The organism is Planctomycetota bacterium, from assembly GCA_035384565.1.
GTDB lineage: Bacteria > Planctomycetota > PUPC01 > DSUN01 > DSUN01 > DAOOIT01.
Map to the genome: position 1 here is coordinate 15,396 of DAOOIT010000015.1, position 19,526 is coordinate 34,921.

At 67.8% G+C, this 19,526-nt stretch carries 13 protein-coding genes; 5 read left to right on the plus strand and 8 right to left on the minus strand.

Annotation, left to right across the window (positions count from 1 at the left end; all coding sequences use genetic code 11):
• Window positions 1-15: 15 nt before the first annotated feature.
• On the minus strand, window positions 16-1,314 hold the full coding sequence (locus PLE19_07610) for a Gfo/Idh/MocA family oxidoreductase (protein ID HPD14799.1): 1,299 nt from the start codon (window positions 1,312-1,314) through the stop codon (window positions 16-18).
• 712 nt (window positions 1,315-2,026) lie between these two features.
• Here PLE19_07610 and PLE19_07615 point away from each other — a divergent pair.
• The 5 genes from PLE19_07615 to PLE19_07635 all read left to right on the plus strand — a co-directional run bounded on the left by PLE19_07615 (window position 2,027) and on the right by PLE19_07635 (window position 11,961).
• Complete coding sequence (locus PLE19_07615; protein ID HPD14800.1) at window positions 2,027-2,179, plus strand: hypothetical protein; 153 nt, start codon at window positions 2,027-2,029, stop codon at window positions 2,177-2,179.
• Between the two features lie 128 nt (window positions 2,180-2,307).
• A complete protein-coding gene (locus PLE19_07620) occupies window positions 2,308-4,359 on the plus strand; it encodes a hypothetical protein (GenBank protein ID HPD14801.1) in 2,052 nt (683 codons plus the stop codon).
• Between the two features lie 13 nt (window positions 4,360-4,372).
• Window positions 4,373-5,827 carry a sulfatase gene (locus tag PLE19_07625; GenBank protein ID HPD14802.1) on the plus strand — a complete coding sequence of 485 codons (1,455 nt, stop codon included), beginning with the start codon at window positions 4,373-4,375 and terminating at the stop codon, window positions 5,825-5,827.
• Between the two features lie 40 nt (window positions 5,828-5,867).
• Complete coding sequence (locus tag PLE19_07630; protein HPD14803.1) at window positions 5,868-6,281, plus strand: SRPBCC family protein; 414 nt, start codon at window positions 5,868-5,870, stop codon at window positions 6,279-6,281.
• 37 nt (window positions 6,282-6,318) lie between these two features.
• A complete protein-coding gene (locus tag PLE19_07635) occupies window positions 6,319-11,961 on the plus strand; it encodes a hypothetical protein (protein ID HPD14804.1) in 5,643 nt (1,880 codons plus the stop codon).
• 3 nt (window positions 11,962-11,964) lie between these two features.
• On the opposite strand, the gene PLE19_07640 is transcribed toward PLE19_07635, so the two are convergent.
• From PLE19_07640 to PLE19_07670, 7 genes are all read right to left on the minus strand, one after another.
• The gene (locus tag PLE19_07640; protein ID HPD14805.1) at window positions 11,965-13,638 is read right to left on the minus strand and encodes a DUF4159 domain-containing protein; all 1,674 of its coding nucleotides are present in this window, start codon (window positions 13,636-13,638) and stop codon (window positions 11,965-11,967) included.
• Window positions 13,635-14,072 carry a hypothetical protein gene (locus PLE19_07645; protein ID HPD14806.1) on the minus strand — a complete coding sequence of 146 codons (438 nt, stop codon included), beginning with the start codon at window positions 14,070-14,072 and terminating at the stop codon, window positions 13,635-13,637. The genes PLE19_07640 and PLE19_07645 overlap by 4 nt, the downstream gene beginning before the upstream one ends.
• 4 nt (window positions 14,073-14,076) lie before the next feature.
• Window positions 14,077-14,478: a biopolymer transporter ExbD gene (locus tag PLE19_07650; GenBank protein ID HPD14807.1), complete on the minus strand. Its 402-nt coding sequence runs from the start codon at window positions 14,476-14,478 to the stop codon at window positions 14,077-14,079.
• Window positions 14,475-14,894 carry a biopolymer transporter ExbD gene (locus PLE19_07655; GenBank protein HPD14808.1) on the minus strand — a complete coding sequence of 140 codons (420 nt, stop codon included), beginning with the start codon at window positions 14,892-14,894 and terminating at the stop codon, window positions 14,475-14,477. The genes PLE19_07650 and PLE19_07655 overlap by 4 nt, the downstream gene beginning before the upstream one ends.
• Before the next feature lie 47 nt (window positions 14,895-14,941).
• The gene (locus PLE19_07660; protein HPD14809.1) at window positions 14,942-15,586 is read right to left on the minus strand and encodes a MotA/TolQ/ExbB proton channel family protein; all 645 of its coding nucleotides are present in this window, start codon (window positions 15,584-15,586) and stop codon (window positions 14,942-14,944) included.
• Between the two features lie 8 nt (window positions 15,587-15,594).
• Window positions 15,595-17,787, minus strand: a complete 2,193-nt coding sequence (locus tag PLE19_07665; protein ID HPD14810.1) for a tetratricopeptide repeat protein — start codon at window positions 17,785-17,787, stop codon at window positions 15,595-15,597.
• 102 nt (window positions 17,788-17,889) lie between these two features.
• On the minus strand, window positions 17,890-19,497 hold the full coding sequence (locus PLE19_07670) for a tetratricopeptide repeat protein (protein ID HPD14811.1): 1,608 nt from the start codon (window positions 19,495-19,497) through the stop codon (window positions 17,890-17,892).
• Window positions 19,498-19,526: the final 29 nt, after the last annotated feature.

Here is a 19,526-nt window from a genome sequence, read left to right on the forward strand (position 1 = left end):
CCGTTTCCCAGAGGGTCAGAGGGTCCACGGCTCGCGCATGACGCGCGAGCGCAGGCGGTTGGCCTCGTCGTCGCCGAGGAAGCGCTCGGCCTTGGGGTCCCACGTGAGGGGACGGCCCAGGCGGATGCACAGGTTGGCGGCGTGGCAGATGGTGGTGGCGCGGTGGGCGGCCTCGGGGTGGCAGAGGGTGCGGGCGCGCGACTTCACGCAATCGAGGAAGTTGCGCGCGTGGTCGCCCGTGTGCGCCCAGCTTCGGGCCGACACGGCCCGAAGGCGGAGGAGGTCCTGCGGTTCCGCCGTCACCACGTTCGTCTGGTCGTCCACCTGCACCCAGCCGTCCGAGCCGACGAAGCGGATGTAGCGAGCCTCGAACGTGCCGCTGGAGCGCAGCACGATCTTCACGCCATCGGCGTAGGTGCAGCGGATGTCGGCGGTCACGGGCGTCTCGGAGAAGGCCGTGGGGTCGAACGTCGCCTCGCCCTCGTAGGCGACCGGCCCCGTGTCGTCGCGGTCAAGCGCCCACTGCGCGAGGTCCGTGTAGTGGCAGCCCATGCCGATGATGGGGCCGCCGCCGGTGTCCCAGAAGTAGTTCCAGCCGCTCACGCGCGCGTGGGTGTAGGGGTGCCAGGGCGCAGGGCCGAGCCACATCTCGTAGTCGAAGCCGGGCGGCACGGGTTGCGGGGCCTGGGGGCGCACGGTGGGCCCCTCCCACTGCTGGCAGAGGATCGTGTGCAGCTTGCCGAGGAGGCCGCGGCGCACGACCTCGGCCTGGAAGCGATAGGAGTCCACCGAGCGGCGCTGGTGGCCGGCCTGGTAGACGCGGCGGTAGCGGGCCATCGTCTCGACCAGGGCGCGGCCTTCGGCGATGGTGATGCTGATGGGCTTCTCGGAATAGACGTCCTTGCCCGCCTGGGCGGCGAGGATGGCGGCGGGCGTGTGCCAGCGGTCGCCCGTGGCGATGAGCACCGCCTCGATGTCCTGGCGGTCCAGCAGGGCGCGGAAGTCGCTGTAGTCCACGCACTCGGTGTTGGCGTAGCGGGCATCCACGCGGGCCTTGCCGGCGCGGCGGCGGACGGCCTGGCAGTCGGCGAGCGCGAGGCAGCGGAGGTCGGTGAACTCCATGAAGTGGTCGAGCACCACGGTGCAGCGCCCGCCGTAACCGATCACGCCGAGGGCGATCTGGTCGCTGGGCGGGGCCTGGCCCTCGGCGCCGAGGGCGGAGGCGGGGAGGATGGTTGGCGAGACGGCGAGACCCAGGAGCGCGCTGGCTCGTCGGGCGAATGTGCGGCGAGAGACTCGTGCTCTGAGCAACATCGTTGGGCCTCTTGCCCCCGCCGACGGATGTCGGAGCAAGCGGGGGGTGCCTTCAGGTCTCGCGGGCCCGTCTCCGCAGTTCCTCCAGACGCGGGAGAGTGTCAGGGGTCTCCCTCAACTCACACACGGGGCGAAGCTGCCGTGCGATGCAGTCCCCGTCCAGGCGTTCGTCTTGGCGCACGAGGATGCCCTCCACACCAACCCAATCCTATGCCGCCGATGATGCAGAAGCGCCAGCGTCGCTGCTCGACCCGGCCGCCCGTCGGGCGCGGCTTCGCAAGCCGCACGGCTATGCCCGGGAGGCCATCCACGAGAAGCATGTTCTCCTCGCACTTGAACGCGCGCCGTTCCTGGCGACGGAAGCGCTCAAGCTTCGGCCCGGCCCGCCGCCAAGCCTCCACCCACTGCTCGAGCTGCTGCCTGACCTCAGTCACTGGCGCACTCCTCTGGTTCCTCCCTGCATTATAGCGGCTGTTGCCGCGAGGTCAAAGCGCCGGACCCGCAGGGGCGCCGGATCACCGCGCCGCTTGCCCGATGTTGTAGAGACCCAGAACCGTCCCGACCCTCTGGCTGCCGAGCACATGGCGCGCCACAGCGAGCGTGTCGCCAGCCTCACTCGAACACAACGGGCCGCCATTCCGATCCGCCGCTTGCCTTCGCCTGTCCGGGCGGGTATTCTGAGGGTGGACACTCCTGCCACGGAGGCTGCGCGATGAACAGGATCCGCAGATGCGATTTCGTCGGCACGACGGCTGAGCTGGCGATGGCCGCTCCTCGGCTCGCCAGCGGACGAGCCGCCCGCGCCGACTCGAAGGATTGGCCCATCCGCGAGGGGCTTCGCCCAAAGGGCAAGGCCAAGCAATGAGGGGGAAACCACCCATGCGCCCGCGCCTTCTTCCTGTCCTATCGGTCCTATCCGTCCTATCAGTCCTATCCTCTGCCACTGCGGGAGACCAGCCCTGGCAGGTCCTCGGCATCGGCGGGGGCGGCGGCATGTTCACCCCCGCCGCCTCGCCCTACGACGCCGACCTGATGCTGATGTCGTGCGACATGAGCGGCAGCTACCGCTCGCTCGACGGCGGCAAGCACTGGGAGATGATCCACTGGAGCCAGCTCCATTCCTCCCTCAACTGCCGCCCGGTCTTCAGCCGCGAGCAAGGCATCTACTGGGCAAGCGGCCCCGAACTGAAGCTGACCAAGGACAAGGGGAAGACCTGGGCGCCGGTCGTCGCCGGCGACAGGCCCTGGGGCAACGCCGCCATCACCCGCCTCGCCGTCGTCCCAGGTAATCCCATCCTCTTCGTCGGCACCGACACAGGGCTCTGGCGTTACCACGAGCGCGACAAGGTCTGGTCGCAGTGCCTCAAGGGCAAGTGCTATGCCGTCGTTGCTCAGGATAGCACCATCTGCGCTTCGGTGGACCTCAAGTACTTCATGAGCCACGATGACGGCGTGACGTGGAAGCCGCGGGACATCGAGTGCCTCGAGTTCGACGGGGAACACGTCAAAGGCCGCAGAACGATCGAAGGGGGTTTCCAGGCCATCGCGGGCAACAACCGACTCTTCGGTCTCATCTTCAAGGTCGGAGTCCTCAAGTCGGACGATCAGGGCCAGACCTGGGCGCTCGCCGATCAGTTCCGCGACTGCAACGACATCCACATGGCTTCACCCCAAGTGGCATACGCCGTCCAGGAAGGGCGAAGGGGCGAGCAAGGGGTGTGGCGCACGCGCGACGGCGGGAAGACGTGGGAGAACTGCTTCCGCATGACCGGCCCGAAGGCCAACGTCGAGCGGTCGTGGGTGCAGACGGAGATTCACTGGGGCTACTACATCACGCCGCTCGGCTTCGGCATCAGGCCCGGCGACCCCAAGGTCGCGATGGTCACGACCCAGGGCGACATCTACATCACCCGCGACGGCGGGGATTCCTGGCAGCAGGCCATGAACACCTCCGCTGGCAACCAGCCCGATGACGGGCGGCCCCGCTTCGCCTCGAATGGCCTGGAGGTGACGAGCTGCTGGGAGTATCTGTTCGACCCCTTCGAGCGGAACCGCCGCTACATCGCCTACACCGACATCGGTTTCGCCCGCTCGCTCGACGCCGATAGGACCTGGAGCTGGGCGGCCAAGGGCTGCCCGTGGTCCAACACCTTCTACAAGGTGGTCTTCGACCCCGCCGTGAAGGGCAAGCTCTATGCCGCGACGAGCAACCGCCACGACATTCCGCACTGGACGCACACCGACGGGAATAAGCCCGGCCACGCCGGCGGCGTGTGCGTTTCCGAGGACCACGCCCAGTCCTGGCGCGTCCTCGGCTCCGGCCAGCCCAAGCTCCCGTGCACCTACTTGTGCCTGGACCCGAAGACCACGAAGGACCCCTTGACCCTATATGCCACCTTCTACGAGGGCGGCGTCTACAAGTCCACGGATAGCGGGCAAACGTGGGCCAAGAAGTCCGAGGGCCTCGGCAACCAGGGCAACCTCCACGCCTACATGGTCAAGGTGCACCCGAAGACGGGCGATGTCTTCTGCTCCATCACCGCCCATCGCGTCGGCGCACGCGAGTTCCCCGTGCCCGGCGGAATCTGGAAGTCCACGGACGGCGGCGAGAGCTGGGCGGACATCACGAAGGGTCTCGGGCTCAAGTGGCCCGGCGGCTTCGCCCTACATCCCGACGACCCGAACACGATTTACCTCACGGCCGGCACCGTGCCCGGCGGCCCCCAAGGCGGCGTCTACAAGACGACTGACGGCGGGAAGAACTGGGCGCGGGTGATCGGCGACGAAGACTTCGCCAAGAGCGCCCTGCCGGGCTACGTCCATTGCTTCTTTGTCAACCTCCACCCTGACAAGCCCGACTGGGTCTACGCGGGCACGGGCAGCCACGGCCTGTGGTTGAGCCAGGACGCGGGGAAGACCTGGCGTCGCTTCGACGCCATCCCCTTCCGCGCGTGCCAGAACGTGGCGTTCGACCCCGAGGACAGGAGCGTGATGTACGTCACCACCTTCGGCGGCGGGGTGTGGAAGGGCCGCTGCGAACCGTGAGGAGGAGACTGGCATGAGACGCCGTGAGTTCCTGGGCCTGCTGGCCGCCGCGCCGCTGGCGCGTCTCGCCGTGGGCGCGGAGCCCGATCGCCCGAAGCGCAACGTGCTCTTCATCGCCGTGGACGATCTGCGGCCCGAGCTGGCCTGCTACGGCCACCCGCAGATCCTCTCGCCCAACATGGACAAGCTGGCCGCCCGCGGCCTCCTCTTTGAGCGGGCCTATTGCCAGCAGGCCGTGTGCGCCCCCTCCCGCGCCAGCCTGCTCACCGGCTGCCGCCCGGATACCACGCGCATCTACGACCTCGAGACACCGCTGCGCAAGGCCATGCCAGACGCCCTCTCATTGCCTCAGCACTTCAAGAACCACGGTTACGAGACCGTCTCCCTCGGCAAGATCTACCACCACGGCACCGACGACAACGGCATCGGCTGGAGCGTGCCCGCCTGGCACCCGAAGGGCGAGTGGCGGGGGCGCGGCTACCGCGCCGAGGCATCCGTCCAGGCCATGCAGGAGCGCGGCAAGACCAACCCCGAGCGCAAGGGCATCGGCCCCGCCTTCGAGTGCGCCGACGTGCCCGACAACGGATACCCCGACGGCGCCATCGCCGACAAGGCCATCGAGGAACTCCGCCGCCTGAGGGGCAAGCCCTTCTTCCTCGCCGTTGGCTTCCTCAAGCCCCACCTGCCCTTCAACGCCCCGAAGAAATACTGGGACCTGTACCGCCGCGAGGAGATCAAGCTCCCGGCGAACCGCGACTGGCCGAAAGACATGCCGCCCATTGCGGCCTCGCACTGGGGCGAACTGCGCGCCTACGCCGGCATCCCCGCCAAGGGCAATCTGACCGACGATCGGGCCCGCGAGCTCATCCACGGCTACTACGCCTGCGTGAGCTACACCGACGCCCAGGTGGGCCGCGTGCTCGACGAGTTGGCCCGCCTCGGCCTCGCCGACGACACGGTCGTGGTCCTCTGGGGCGACCACGGCTGGAAGCTGGGCGAATACTCCGCCTGGTGCAAGCACACCAACTTCGAGCTCGACACCCACGCCCCTCTCCTCCTGAGCGTGCCCGGCCAGAGAAACGCGGGCAGGAAGACGCGGGCATTGGTCGAGTTCGTGGACATCTATCCTACGCTGTGCGAGGCGGCTGGCCTGCCCCTGCCCGGCCACCTCGAGGGCACGAGCCTCATGCCGCTCACCGAGCACCCCGATCGCCCGTGGAAGTCCGCCGTCTTCAGCCAGTACCCCCGCGGCAAGATCATGGGATACACGATGCGCACCGACCGCTGGCGCTACACCGAGTGGCAGGACCGCCAGACGGGCGAGGCCGCGGCGCGCGAGCTGTACGACCACGAGGCCGACCCCGGCGAGAACGTGAATCTCGCCGGCCGCCCCGAGCACAGGGCTACGGTCGAGGAGTGGAGCGCGAAGCTCAAGGCCGGCTGGCGCGCCGCAAGGCCGGACGGATAATGCAGAACCGGGCCGACCAATCCACAGGAAGGAGCACGGAATGGCGACCATGGCGATGAAGGCACAGTTCGAGGCGTCCGCCGACGCGGTGTGGGCCCTCGTCCGCGACTTCGGGCGGCCGGACAAGTTCGTCGCGGCCGTGGAGTCGGCGCGGCTTGAGGGCAGCGGCGTGGGCGCGCGGCGCATCCTCGCGCTCGGCGACGCCGAGGTGATCGAGCGCCTCGACGCCTTCGACGACGCGGGCCGTAGCCTCACCTACTCCATCGTGTCGGCCCCGCTGCCAATGGAGGGCTACTCCTCCACGATGAAGGTCCGGCCACTCGGCAGGGCCCGCTGCGAGCTGGAGTGGTCGTGCCGCTTCACGCCCAAGGGCGCGCCCGAGGCCGACGTGAAGAAGATCGTCGAGGGCGTCTACACTGCGGGCTTCGAAGGAATCCGGAAACTCGTGTCGTGACCTCCGCAAGGCCGCGATCCCCCTGGAGGGCGGAAGGATGAACAGGCCGCTCGCCGTTGCGGCATGGGCCGCGTTTCTGTGCGCCGCTGCGTCGCCGCGCGCCGACGAGAAGCTGGTGATTCTCGACGACGTGCCGCGCAACCTGAGCCTCTTCGAGGTCGCCCCGGACGGCTCCCGCTTGTTCTTCGGGGCCGGCAGCTATCACGTGTTCGACGCCGGCGGCCGGCTCGTGGACAAGTGGGGCATCCCCACCGGCGCGGGCCGCGAGCTCGTGCCGCTGCCCAACGGCTGGTTCGTGGCCTTCAACTCCCACGCCAGCGGGCACATCGCCATGTTCCGCCCCGACGGCTCGCCCGAGCGCACACTCGTCGGCCGCGGCGGCGACGAGAAGCATCTGCGGCACGACATGACCGGCTGGACCAGCCCCACCGGCGGCGCGGTGGACCCCGAGCGTAAGCTCCTCTTCGCCCTCGACACCTCGATGGGCCAGCGCGGCGAGCCCGACCCCGTGTGGTCGCGCGTGGCCATCTTCGACTTCGACGGCAAGTACGTCGGCGACATCGCCCGCTTCGATGGCAAGGCGAAGGACGCCGACGACGCGAGGCGGACGTGGTACGACGACATCGAGGTGGACCCCGCCCGCCAGCGCGTCTACGTAACGGCTCGGCGGACGGGCGACCTGCTGGTCTTCGGCTACGACGGCAAGCCCGCGGGCACGGCGCCGGGACGCGGCGGCATCGCCGTCTTCCCCGACGGGCGCATCGCCGTGGGCGCGAAGGATGGGCGCGGCGTTCAACTCTACGACCCTGACCTCAAGCCGTTGCGCGTCCTGCCGCTTCAGGGCCTTCAGGACCTCGAGGCCGACGCGAGCGGCCGGCTCTACGCCTCGGTGAACGACCCGACCGTCACCTTCATTCGCTGGTCGCCCGACCTGGAGAAGAGCGAGACGTTCGGGCCGCGTTTCGTCCGCATTTCGGCGGACTTTCCCAACGCCGCGGCGAAGGCGGGGGAGTTGCTGACATTCAAGGTCAGGGCCGAAGGCCGGCCCGAACCGGCCCAGCCGGGAACCTGGCAAGTGATGATCCGCCCCAGCGACGGGAGCGACCTGCGCTGGCGCCCACTGCCCATCAACCTCCCGCAGGTTCCAAACCTGCGGGAGGTCAGGCTGGAGGCAGCGACGCCTGAGACGCTAAGCGGCTTCTACGAGGTCGCCGTGAAGTTCGGCCCTGGGCCGATCGTCCTCGCCGACCGGGCCAACGACCTCTATGTGCAGCGCCCCTTGGCCTTCCTGCCCCAGGGCGCCGAGCGCAGCATCGCCGTCATTGCCTCCACTGGGCGCCGCTGCTTCCAGCAGGGCGAGGCCATCGCCATTCAGGTGGTTCGCCGGGGCGATTTCCCCGCCGACCAGGTCGTGCGACTGGCGCTCGAGAAAGATGGGGCTGCCCTTGCTTCGGGCGAGGCCAAGGGGGCGGCGTTCGAGATTCCCGCCGCGGTCACCCAGAGCCTGCCCCCCGGCGAATACGACCTCAGGCCAACCATCGGGTCCGACAAGTCTTGCGTGGTGTACCCCCTGCGTTTCGTCATCGCCCAGGCTCAACCCGATTCGCCTATGCAGCGCATCCTGTACCATGAGTTCGACAACGAGGCGGTGACGATGCGCCAGAACAACCTGGCCGACAACGCCGAGCGGATGGCCTTCATCCGCGACTACACTGAGGCCGTCGCTCGCTTGGGCTTCAGCCGCGAGACCGATCGCCTCGTGGGGAAGCTCAACACCCAGACCGGCCCCGCCGCCTGGCGCCGCGACTACTCGCCCGTGGAGCTGAGAGCCCCCGGCTACGCCCCGCCCGAGCACTATGCCTTCCCGCCCGCAAACGCGAACTGGGAGGCCGAGTACTACCTCGACCAGGCTACCCGCTGGGGCATCCGCTACGACACCCAGCTCCTCGGCCACTGCTCGGGCGTGCGCTTCCGCGACGAATGGCTTCAGGAGCTCGTGCCCCTCCTCCAGCGCACCGCCCGGTGGCTCGGCAAGTATCCATCCTTCTGTGGCTTCAACTACAACGACGAAATGTTCTTCGGCCAATGGGTCACCGACTGGAAGCAAGAGGACAAGGACTGGCTGAAGGCGAAGCACGAAGGCGAGTTCAAGGGCCGCCCGATGGCCGACGTGTACATGCACGCTCTCCGCACGATGTACGGGGCGTTCAACAAGGGCGTGCGCGAGGCCAATCCCAAGGCCAAAGTCACGGCCACGCCCATGTGGCAGTTCCCCGCCGTCGAGGGCAGCTATCCGCCGGTCATCTACGAGGACATGGACGAGAGCTACAGCCACTACCTCTCCGAGGGCTACCACTATCCCTGGTATCCCGCGCACTCGGTGGACGCGGTGCGGCGGCCGGGCAAGCCGCTGATGGGCGTGTTCGACAACTCCTACAGCGGCGAGGGCGGCGACTGCTACCTCCAGGACCTGATGCAGGTGCTGGCGCGGGGCGTGCAGGGCGCGGGCGTGCAGCACACGCGGCCCTTCCGCGACGCCCGCGGCGCCAGCGCCTACCGCGTGGGCAACTTCATCGCCAAGGTGTACGGCCCGGTCTTCGCGGAGTGCCAGCCGGCGAACGAAGCCGCCGTGCTCTACTCCTACACGCAGGACGTGACCGAGCGCCGCAACTCGATGGGCACGCCCCACTGGGAGCGCGTCTTCGCCCTCCACACCGCCGGCCTCATGGCCGGCGTCCCCATGTTTGTCACGTTCGAGGAGGACGTCGCAGCCGGCTGGCTGCTTGAAGACTCAGGCAAAATGATTACGGGCAAAATGATTGAGGAGAGGAACCGGAAAGCGGGAATGCCGCGGGTGCCAATGCTGTTCCTTGTGGGACAGACAAAGCCCCTACCGCCGAAGGTGCAGGAGCAGATTGGCAAGTTCATCGAGGCCGGGGGCAAGGTGTTCACCGATGCCGACAGCGCCGACTATCCCGGCGCAACGACACTCGCCCTCAAGACCCACGAGCTGAAGTCGCTCTGGCACGAGGGCTACGCCGCCGATACCATCTATCCCCTCTTCGCGCCCGTGCAGGAGAAGCTGGCGGCGGAGCTGAGGGCCGCGGTCGGCCAATTCCGCCGCTTCCCCGTGGACAGCGACAACCCCTGGGTCGCCGTCAACCAGTTCGACGGCGGCGCCGTCCGCTACCTCATGGTCACGACCGACGAGGGCACACCCTATCCCTGGGACGCCGGCACCGTCTGGTCGCTGGGCGCAACCTGGCGCTTCAGCGTCCTGCCCAAGACCGCAACCATCACCTTCCCCGACACGGGCGGCGTGGTCTACGACGTCTTCGAGCACACCCTTGTCAAGCCGCAGCGCGAGGGCGGCAAGCGGAGGCTGACGGTGGACCTGCGCACCTTCCCCGGCCGCCTCTATGCCCTCGCGCCCGAGCCGCTGAGCATGGCCGGCACCGTGCTGAGCGACCCAGGCGCGACGGCGGCGCTGCGGCACTGCATGCTGCGTGCCGTGGACCGGCGTGGGACACAAGTCGGGGCGCGCGTCCCGCTGCGCCTCCGCCTGAGGAGCCAGACCGCCTGCGCCCTGGAAATCTGCCGCGCCACGGGCGCGAGCGGCGACTTCCGCCACGACCTGCACGTGCCCACCGGCGACGGCTGGAGCCTGGAGGCGACGGAGCTTCTCGGCGGCAGCTCAGTGGCCTTGCCGCTGGGCGCCGGGCCACGACTGGCCGATCTCTCCTCGCTCGCGGCGAGCGAAGTTGCGTCGAACCAGCAACCGATGCCGGCACCTGAGGCCCCGCAGCGCCTCAGCCAGTTCGTCGGCGCGCGGCTCGATGCCGTGAAGGTGGCGGCAGATGGCCGGCATCTGCTCGTGACGGCGAAGGGCTATCTGAAGAACGTGGCGCTCGTGGAGGACCGGGGCGGACGGGCCAGGGTCGAGCGGGCCGTGCGGGTGGGCCAGGCGCCGACGGTGGGCGCAACGTGCCTCGCGCCCGACGGCTCGTGGTTCGCCGCATCCGCACGCATGGCGGCCCGCTTCGGCCAGGGCCTCCAGCTCATCGAGGGAGGGAAGGCGACGACGTTCGCCGCCTTCGGCGATGAGGGGCGGATGAACCACCGCTTCGCCGTCTCGCCCGACGGCGATACGGTGCTCGCGCCCGGCAAGTACGGCGTCGTGTGCTGGAGACGCCACCGCAGCGGCCCCTTCTGGAACCGCCGCGCGGAGTGGAAGGAGGCCTGGAGCCTCGACTACTGGAAGGAGTTCCCCAAGCTCGATTGGCCGGTGCATGAGACCAAGGAGCGCATTCCCCAGTTCCACGCCTTCATTCCTGCCTCAACCTCCCGCGGGTCTCCAGACCCGCGGGAGGTCAAGAGCGGCGGTCATGCGCTCATCCTGTTTGGCGAGTTCAGCAATCAGGGCTGGGTGACGCCCGACAATCCGTGCTCGGCCTGGCTCGCGGCCGTGAGCCTGGACGACGGCAAGGAGCTGTGGCGGTTCGACGTGCCGATCTTCAAGACGCTCCTCTTCCCAACGCTCCACACCAGCCCCGACGGCACGAGGCTGCTGCTCCAGGTGCAGATGGGCAGTTGGGGGCGTGAAACCTTCCGCTTCTTCGCCATTGATGGCGGCGTTGTGGGCGGGACGTCCCCGTCCCGCGCTACGCGGCGTGGGGACACGCCGCCCACAACAGCCAAGCTGGTGGCGTCGTGGGATTCGAAGATCGCGCCACTCGACGTGGCGGTGGCGGACGCGACGGGCAACTTCGCGCTGGTGTTCAACGAGCGGCTGGTGGAGATGCGGCGGCCCGACGGCTCGCTCGTCTACAACTTCTTCTGGAAGAACCAGCCCGTGGGCGTGGCGTTCGCAGCCGACGGCCAGCGGCTCTACATTGCCGACGACGCGGGCCGCCTGACGCAGCTCGACGCGGCGGGCCACGCGATCTGGCACGCCGATCTCGGATGCGTTTCAGCCCTCGCCGCCTCGGGGGAACGGGTCTATGCGGCGGGCTGGGATGGCAGGCTTCGGGCGTTCGACGGCGATGGCGAGCCGGCCTGGATGCTGGACCTGACGCCCGCGATGCTCGACGACGACCCGATGGCTGCTGTGGCTGTGGGCGCGACCTCTGTGTCCCGCGAAGAGCGCGGGGCAGAGACGCCCCGCCTACAGGGGAAGGCCGCGGTGCAGGCCGTGCGACCGTCCACCGTGTCGAACGACGTGCCCCAGGGCGAGAATCTGCTCCGAACCGGCAAGGCCACGCTTACGCTCGGCGGCACAAAGAGCTGGATGTCCGAGGGCAAGCTCCAGGTGAAGGCCGAGGAGCTGACCAACGGCCAGACCGACGACGTGGCGACGCCGTGGCTCCACCTCGACGAGCTGTTCTGGGACGCCACGGCCGGCCGTCAGGTCTGGGCCGAAATCGAGTTCAAGCAGCCGACCGATGTGAGGGCGCTCACGATCTACGAGAACTCCGCGTTCCCCGACTCGTGGCCGACCGAGGGGCTGGTGCAGGTGTGGGACGAGGGGCTGAAGCGGTGGAACACGGCGACGTTCGGCGTCTTCCTCACGGGGCCGGTGAACACCTACGCGCTGAACCTGAAGGGCGTGAGCAAGCTGCGCTATGTGCCGTGGGGCAGCTATTATCGCAACTTCCACACGAGCGAGATCGAGGTGCGGTAGCGGCTAGTCGCCGTAGTGGATGCGCATGTACTGGTTGAAGGCGTAGTTGATGATGTTCACGCCCAGGCGGTAGGCCTGCATGGCCTGGGCCTCGGTGGCGCCCGAGTGGCCGGTCTTCCAGGCGTCGTTGACATCGCCCTGGTGGTAGAAGACGATCCAGCGTCCGCCGTGCTTGAGGCCGAGGGCCCGCATGCCCGAGTGGTGCCACAGCGGCGGCGCGCCGTTGGGGAAGACGAACGGCTGCTGGTAGAGGATGTCGTCATTGGCGATGTCCACCCACTCCAGCTCGGGGAAGCAACGGCGCATGAGGGCGCGGAAGTAGTGGTTGAAGCTGCCGCCGCCGTTGTCGGCGAAGATCAGCCCGCCCTCCTCCAGGCAGTACCAGCGCAACGTGTCCACGTCCTTCTTCGATGCCGAGATGCCGCCGCTGCCCGTGAGGAAGACGAAGGGCGGCCCGCGATGCTTGGGGAACCGCCGGAGCTGGGGAATGGTGATGTGCTCGGTGGCGTCGGCAATCTTGAAACCCGTCATCTTATGGAACTGAAGCAGGAGGTTGTAGTCGGCGTTCACGCCCATGTCCTGGTCCCAGTCGCCGCCGTGGTATTCGAGGCGGATGAAGCGCACTTTGGCGTTTTCCATGCCGCTGGGCCAGCCGCCGGACCGGCCGCCGCCCTTGCCCAGCTTGCCGTCGGTGAGCGCCGTGGCCACGTAGGTGTCGCGGGTCTCCTCCTCGACCTTCTTGATGATCTCGCTCTCGTCTATGTCGGGGCGGTAGAAGAGGATCGGGCTGTCCATGTTGAGGACGAACTTTTTCTTTTTCGGCTTTTCCTTCTTCTCGATGCGTTTGACCTTGACCAGTTGCACGACGGGATTTCCGCTGCCCTTGGGCACGCCGTAGGCCTTCTGCATGCCCCAGTCGCGCAGGAGAAGGGGCAGGAGGAAGAGGACGAACAGGTGGATGAACACGGCCCAGTAGGACGACGAGCGCCATCGGGGGTCGCGGGGGGACTTCAGGGTGTGAAGCAGGCGGTCGCCGAAGCGGTCCCTGGACACCTCCCGCGCTCGGTAGAATTGCGCGATCGGACGCCGGCTGAGCACGACGAGGAAGAGCGCGGCCAGGGCCGCTCCGGGCACCCAGGCCCACACGCCGGCGACCCAGAGGTCGTTGCGGATGGACTTGTCGTAGGTCTTGGCGTCGGCGAGGAAGAGCGCGCTGGGCGCCCGCACGAGGAAGAAGAGCAGCCAGGCCCACAGTGCGGCGAAGAACGCGCCGCCCGCCTTGAGCAGCCAGGGCACCAGCCTGTGGCGCACGAAGGCCGCGAGGGCCGCGAGCGCCAGCAGCAGCGCGGCCGCGCGCGCCAGCAGGGCCAGGTGGGCAAACGGCTGCGCGAGGCCGCGCTCGGCGAGGATGCGCAGTTCCTTGGCCCCGAAGTCGGCCGCGCGGACGAGCCATGCTTCGCCCTGGTAGCCGAGCCAGAAGCTGAGCACCGAGAGCGCGATGGCCATCGCGCCCAGGCGGCACGACCAGGGGAAGGGCGCGAGCGCCCACGCCCCCGCGCGGCCCAGCCACGCCAGTTGCCGGGCCGCGTTGCGGTGAATCTGCGCGCACAGCCAGAAGGCGTCGTCAACCAGCCGCCTGACCACACGCTCGAGGATTCGTTCGCGCGGGAGACTCACGGCGCATCCAGCTCGTTGAGCTTCATGGAGGACTCTTTGGGCCGTTCGCTCGACTTGGCCTCGATATCCTTGAGCACTTTGGGCTTATCGCCCTCGGCTTTCGTGGCCGACGTGGGCGCGGGCGTGCCCTTCTCGTCACCGCCTTTCTCTCCCGCCTTCTTCTTGGCCTGGTCGGCGAGGAACTTGTCGTGGGCTTCTTTGCGGCGTTGTTCGTCTTCGCGCTCGCGCTGTTCCTTGGCCAGGCGTTTCATCTCGATGCGCGGGTGCCAGGACTTGTATTGGCGCATGAGGCCGATGTAGCCGATGGACGTGAGCAGGATGACGATGACGTGGACGACGGTGGAGGCCGCCACGGTGCGCAGGAACGACTGGCGCTTCACGTCGGCGAGCAGCTCGTCGGGGTCCACGGCTTGCGGAGCGGTGCTTTCGGGCATGGGGCTATTCCTTTTGCTTCTCGCCGATCAGAGCCAGCTCGGCGCCCGCGCGGCTGAGGGCGAGGAAGACGGGGCCGTAGCTCTCTTGGCGCGTGTCCTTGTCAATCTTCAGCATCACGGTCTTGTCGCTCTGCTCGAGCAGGAGCGCCTTGACGCCCTCTTCGAGCACGGCGACGGGGCACGGCTTGCCCTGGAGCCACAGGTCGCCGTTCTTGTCGAGCGTGACCGAGATGTGCGCCTCTTTCATCGCCTCAATGTCGGGCGAGCGCGGCTGGGTGAGTTCGATGTGGCTCTCTTTGACGAAGTTGGACGTGACCATGAAGAAGATGATGAGCAGGAAGGCGATGTCGGCCATCGAGGTGGTCGGCACCTTGGCGGGCAATCGCTTCTTGCGTCGGACGCTCATTTCTTGGGCTTCTCGTCTTCTTCGATCAGGGCCAGGATGCCATCGGCCCTGTGGATGGCCATGACCACGTCGAAGTACAGTTCATAGGGCACGTCAGGCGTGGGGTTCACGATGACGATGCGCTTGGACGGGGGCTTGGCCCGGAAGTTCTGCTCGAGCAGGGCCGCGCGCAGTTCCTCGATCGTCAGGCGCTCGGCCCGCGGGCCGTAGAGGATCTCCTGGCCGGTCAGGGCGATGGTGAGCTGCTTCTCCTCGGCGTGGGCCGGGTCGGCCGAGGCGGCGGGCGGCTCGATCTTGTTGCCGGCGGGCACGATGAACGTGGTGGTGAGGATGAAGAAGATGATGAGGAGCAGCGCGATGTCGGAGAAGCTCGACAGCTCGGGCTCGAAGAGCGGCTTGGGCTTGGGCAAGGGCATCGCAGACCCCCGGGGGCGGGCGCCAGCAGGCGGCGGGCGGACGCTCTTCAGGCCTGCGGGCGGCCCAGCGAGATGAAGTCAATCAGTTCCTTCATCGTCTGCTCGATCTCGAGGACGTACTTATCGATCTTCCTGGCGAAGACGTTGTAGGCGACGATGGCGGGCACGGCGATGAGCAGGCCGGCGCCGGTGGTGATGAGGGCCTCGGCGATGCCCGCGGCCACGCCGCCGGCGTCGAGGCCGCCCATCTCGGCCATGGTGTTGAACGAGTTGATCATGCCGGTGACGGTGCCCGTCATGCCGAGCAGAGGCGCCACGCTGCCGACCATGGAGAGGAGGTTCAGGCGGGCCTCCAGCGGCTCCATGGCATGCGGCGCGTAGTCTTCCATCGTCTCCTTGACGTTGGTCTCGATCTCGATGACGGCGCGGCCGCGGGCCAGGAGCTTGCGGTAGCGGTCGAGGCCCGCCAGCAGCACCGCCGCCACCGGGCCGCGGCTCTTCTGGCAGAGGGCCACCGCGTCGTCCACGCGGCCGCCGTCCAGGCAGTCGGTGACCCGCGCGCGCAGGTGCACGGTGTCGGCCTCGGCGGCGCGGAAGGCGCGCACACGGTCCACGATCACGGCCAGGGCCGCGATCGAGCAGGCCAGCAGGGGGAGCATCAGCGGCCCCCCGTCCAGCAGGTACTCGAGCATGGGCTACCTCATTCCTCCTTCTTCTCCTCGGCCTTGGGCTCGGGGGCGTCGCCGCCGCCGCCGAGCTTCTTCTCGATGATCTCCTGGAACTGCCGGGCCTTGGGGGCGAGCGGCGAGTTGGGGTATTCGGCCAGCAGTTGCTCGGCCTTGGCCTTGGCCGCCTGGAGGTTGCCCAGGCGGTAGGCCGCGATGACCCACTTGAGCAGCATGCGGTCCAGGAAGCTCGCGTCGGGGTAGTCCTGGAACACGCGTTCCATGAGCTCCACGGCGCGCTTGTAGTCGCGGGTGAGGATGTAGTAGTTGGCGATCTGCTCGAGGGAGTCGCCGGCGAAGGGCGATTCGGGATAGGTTTCGGCGCACTTCTTGTAGGCCAGCATGGCCTGCGACAGGTCGGGGTCCTTGCCGCTCTGCTTGGCGTGGGCGTTGGCCAGGAGCTCGTGCACCTTGCCGATCTGGAACTGGGCCTCGGCCTTGAGGTCGCTCTTGGGGAGGCCGATGACGGCGTGGAAGATGCCGATAGCCTCGCCCGGGTTGTCGCTCTCCATCTTGGCCTGGCCGATCTTCAGGAGGGCGCGGTCCACGAGGGTCGAGTCGGGGAAGAGCTGGGTGAGCGTGCGGCAGACGCCGATGGCCTGGCTGAGCTTGTCCTGCACCAGCAGGAGGTCCCACTTCACGCTGAAGGCCTCCTCGACGAGCGAGCGGTCGAGGCTGGCGCGGGTGCTGGTGCGGATGACCTCTTCCACGCGGTCGAGGCCCTCGGCGGCGCGCTCGCTGGCCTGCTTCTGGAGGCCCACGTCCTTGAAGATGCTGGCGAGCTTCAGGTAGATCTTCGCTTCGATGAGGTCCTTGCGGGCCTTGAGCTCCAGGGTGTCCACCTCGCGGTGCTCGATCTTGACGTCCTGGATTTGGCCGATGAGGAGCTTGGCGGTGGCCTTGACCTCGCGCGGCTCGGTGCCGCCGATGTGGGCCTCGTCGAGGTATTCGACGACCAGTTCGTCGCCCTTCATGGCCGAGAGGACGGGGTCGCCCTGGTGGATCTCGTTCTTGTCCACCGCGACACGCGGGACGACGCTGCCGACGAAGATGCCCGAGTGGGGTTCGGTCTCGGTGAGCTTGACCTGGACCGCGTCGCGCACGACGGTTTGTTCGCGGCGGCCGAAGTCGAGCATCCCCGGCTCGGCCTCGGCTTCCTTCTCCTCCTTGTACTGCGTGGTGACCTTCACCACGATCTGGTCCTTGTTGGCGCTGGTGTCGCGGTCGAGGTCCTTCACGCGGATGAAGGCTTCGCCGTCGCCGAAGATGCCTTTGGTGTATTCGCGGTAGGCGCCATCGGTGAAGCCGACCGAGGCGGTGGAGACCATGCGGATGGTGGCGGCGCGCTTGAGGTTGCGCTGGCCGCTCTCGGTGTTGGCGTCAATCGTCTCGGCGGTCACGACGGTGCCGCCCGCGATCTGGAGGATGCCGTCGCCGGGCTTCGGCTCGCCCGGCTCGGTGGGCAGGGAGCCGATGTAGAACTCGCCGCTGTGGCCCAGTGGGTCGAGGGCGATTTCCTCCTTGTCGCCGGCCTGGGTGGTGAGGGTGGCCTTGGGCTTGCCGCCCAGGGTCATGAGGACCACGAGGTCGCGGTCGAAGATCTTCACGAACAGGCGCTGGCCGGCCTCGGCGAGCGTTTCGCCCTCGGTGTTGGTGGGTACGCTGGTGCCGACCTTCTCGAGGGCGTCCACGGCCTTGGACCAGCGGCCCAGCTTGAAGTGGCACTGGCCGATGTAGTAGAAGGCTTCGTTGGCGTAGATGCTCCAGGGGAACTCGTTGGTGACCTTTCGGAGGGACATGAAGGCTTTGTCGAACTCGTTGAGGTTGTAGTAGCAGATGCCCTCGAGGTAGAGGGCTTCGGCCTGCTGGTCGGGGTCTTCGGAGTCGGCGAGCTGGCGGAACTGGCGGATGGCGAGCTCGTAGTTGCGCTTCTCCATGTGGTGCTGGCCGAGGGCGAGGAAGGCTTTGAAGCGCGCCTTGGCGGCGGGGAACATGCGGGGCACCGAGGAGAGGAGCTTGAGGGCGCGCTCCTCTTGTTTGAGCTCGAGGAGTTCGAGGCCGCGCTTGAGCATGTCGGCGGCCCGGTACTCGGTCTTCGCATCCTCGGCGGCATCGCCCTTGGCCGGCGGCTCGCCGCCCTGGCCCCAGCCGGCCGCGAGCAGTGCCATGAGAAACCACCTGCCGACACGGATCATCGGGCGCCGATGACGCATGAGGGGCTCCAGTCTGGTCTGAAAGGGGCAATCGGGAATCGGCAGTCGCAAGTGCCGTTACTCCTCTTCGAACACTCCGCCGCCCGTGGCCACGCCGTAGCCTTCGAGCATCTGGTGGGCCTTGGATGCCTCCTGAGAGGTCTTGTAGACCTTGAGGATTTTGCGTGCCTGAGCGATGGCTTTCTTGCTCTGGTTCGCCTGGTGGTAGTAGTGGGCCTTGTGCCAGGCGGCCTTGGAGGCCTCGTCGGGGAAGGAGTTTTCGATCTCCGAGAGGGTGTTGATGGCGTCGTCGAGCTTGCCCCAGCGGATGAAGCACTCCTGGATCGCCCATAGGGTGCCCGGGGGCTTGTTGATCTCGCGGTAGATCTTGATGGCGGCCTCGTAGTTCTGGAGCCGGTCCTTGTAGATCCAGGCCCGCCGTTCCTGGGCCTGGCCGGTCCAGTAGGCGTTGCCCATCTTCTCGACCTGTTCGAGCTGGGCCACGGCCTGAGCGTCCTTGTTCTCGTGGACGAGCAGTTCGGCTTCCTTGTAGCCGGCGTAGGGCGGGTCGGCGATGAGGCCGATGACGTAGCGGGCGCGGGGGAGGTCGTTGGCCTCGCGCAGGCGGTCCACCAGCCAGGCGTACTTGCCGTGCGCGTCGGCCTTGTCCTTGATCTGCCGGATGAGGGCGACCATTTCGTCCACGGCCTTGTCGCGTTCGGTCTTGTCGCCGTAGTGTTGCGAGAGGAACGAGATGGCGCGGGTGAGGTACTCCCAGGTCTGCTGGGCCTTGTCGTACCAGGGCTTCTGGGCCTTGTAGTACTCGAAGCACGCCTTCATGGCGGCGGCGCGTTCCTCGCGCTCGAACGCGGTGTAGTGGCCGCTGTTGCTGGGGAAGATGTGGTGGTGGGCCTTGTCAATCACCTGCTGGGCCATCCACACGCGGTGCTTCGGGTCGTCGCGGTTCTCGGCGGTGAGCAGCCAGGCGTCGTAGCCGGCGTAGTCCTTGCTCTTGATGTAGTGCACGATCAGGTTGTCGCGGGCCTGGCTAGCCTCGGTGTGGCTGGTCTTGGCGAAGTCGGCCACGGCCTGCTTCCAGAGCTTGACGGCCTGCTCGGTTTCCTTGTTCTTCCAATGGTTCTCGGCGAGCCGCGAGAGGGCGCCGGCGGCGAGGGGGTGCTTGGCGTAGGCCTCGTTGGCGAGCATTTCCTTCATCGTGGCGAGGCCCTGGCGCGTGTCGCCGTTCTCGAGGTGTGCGAGGCCGATGAAGTACTTGGCGGGCGCGGCGTCGGCCACGTCGTCGGCGAAGTAGTCGAGCACCTCGTTGTAGGTCTTGATGGCCTGGTTGCGCGTCTTGGCCTGCTGGAGGCAGTAGCCGCGCATGAAGAGCACGTAGGCGAGGGCCGCGGAGTCGGGGAACTGGATCTTGAATTTCTCGAACTCGCTGGCGGCGGCCTGGGGGTTGCCTTCCTTGAGCAGGCGGGCGGCCTTGTCGTACTGGGCGCGCTCGAAGACGTTGAGCTGGCGGTAGCGCTCGTTCGTCAGCTCCCAGGTCCAGTCGGCGGCCCGCAGGCTGGCCATGCCCAGGCTGGCCACGAGGGCGGCAAGTGCGATTCCGAGCTTGCGGCCTGCGGCGTGCGGTTCGCGGCTCCGGCAGAGGGGCGCAGCGCTTCTGCCAGTCCGCATGCCGCACTCCGCATTCCGCAGTTGGGGCC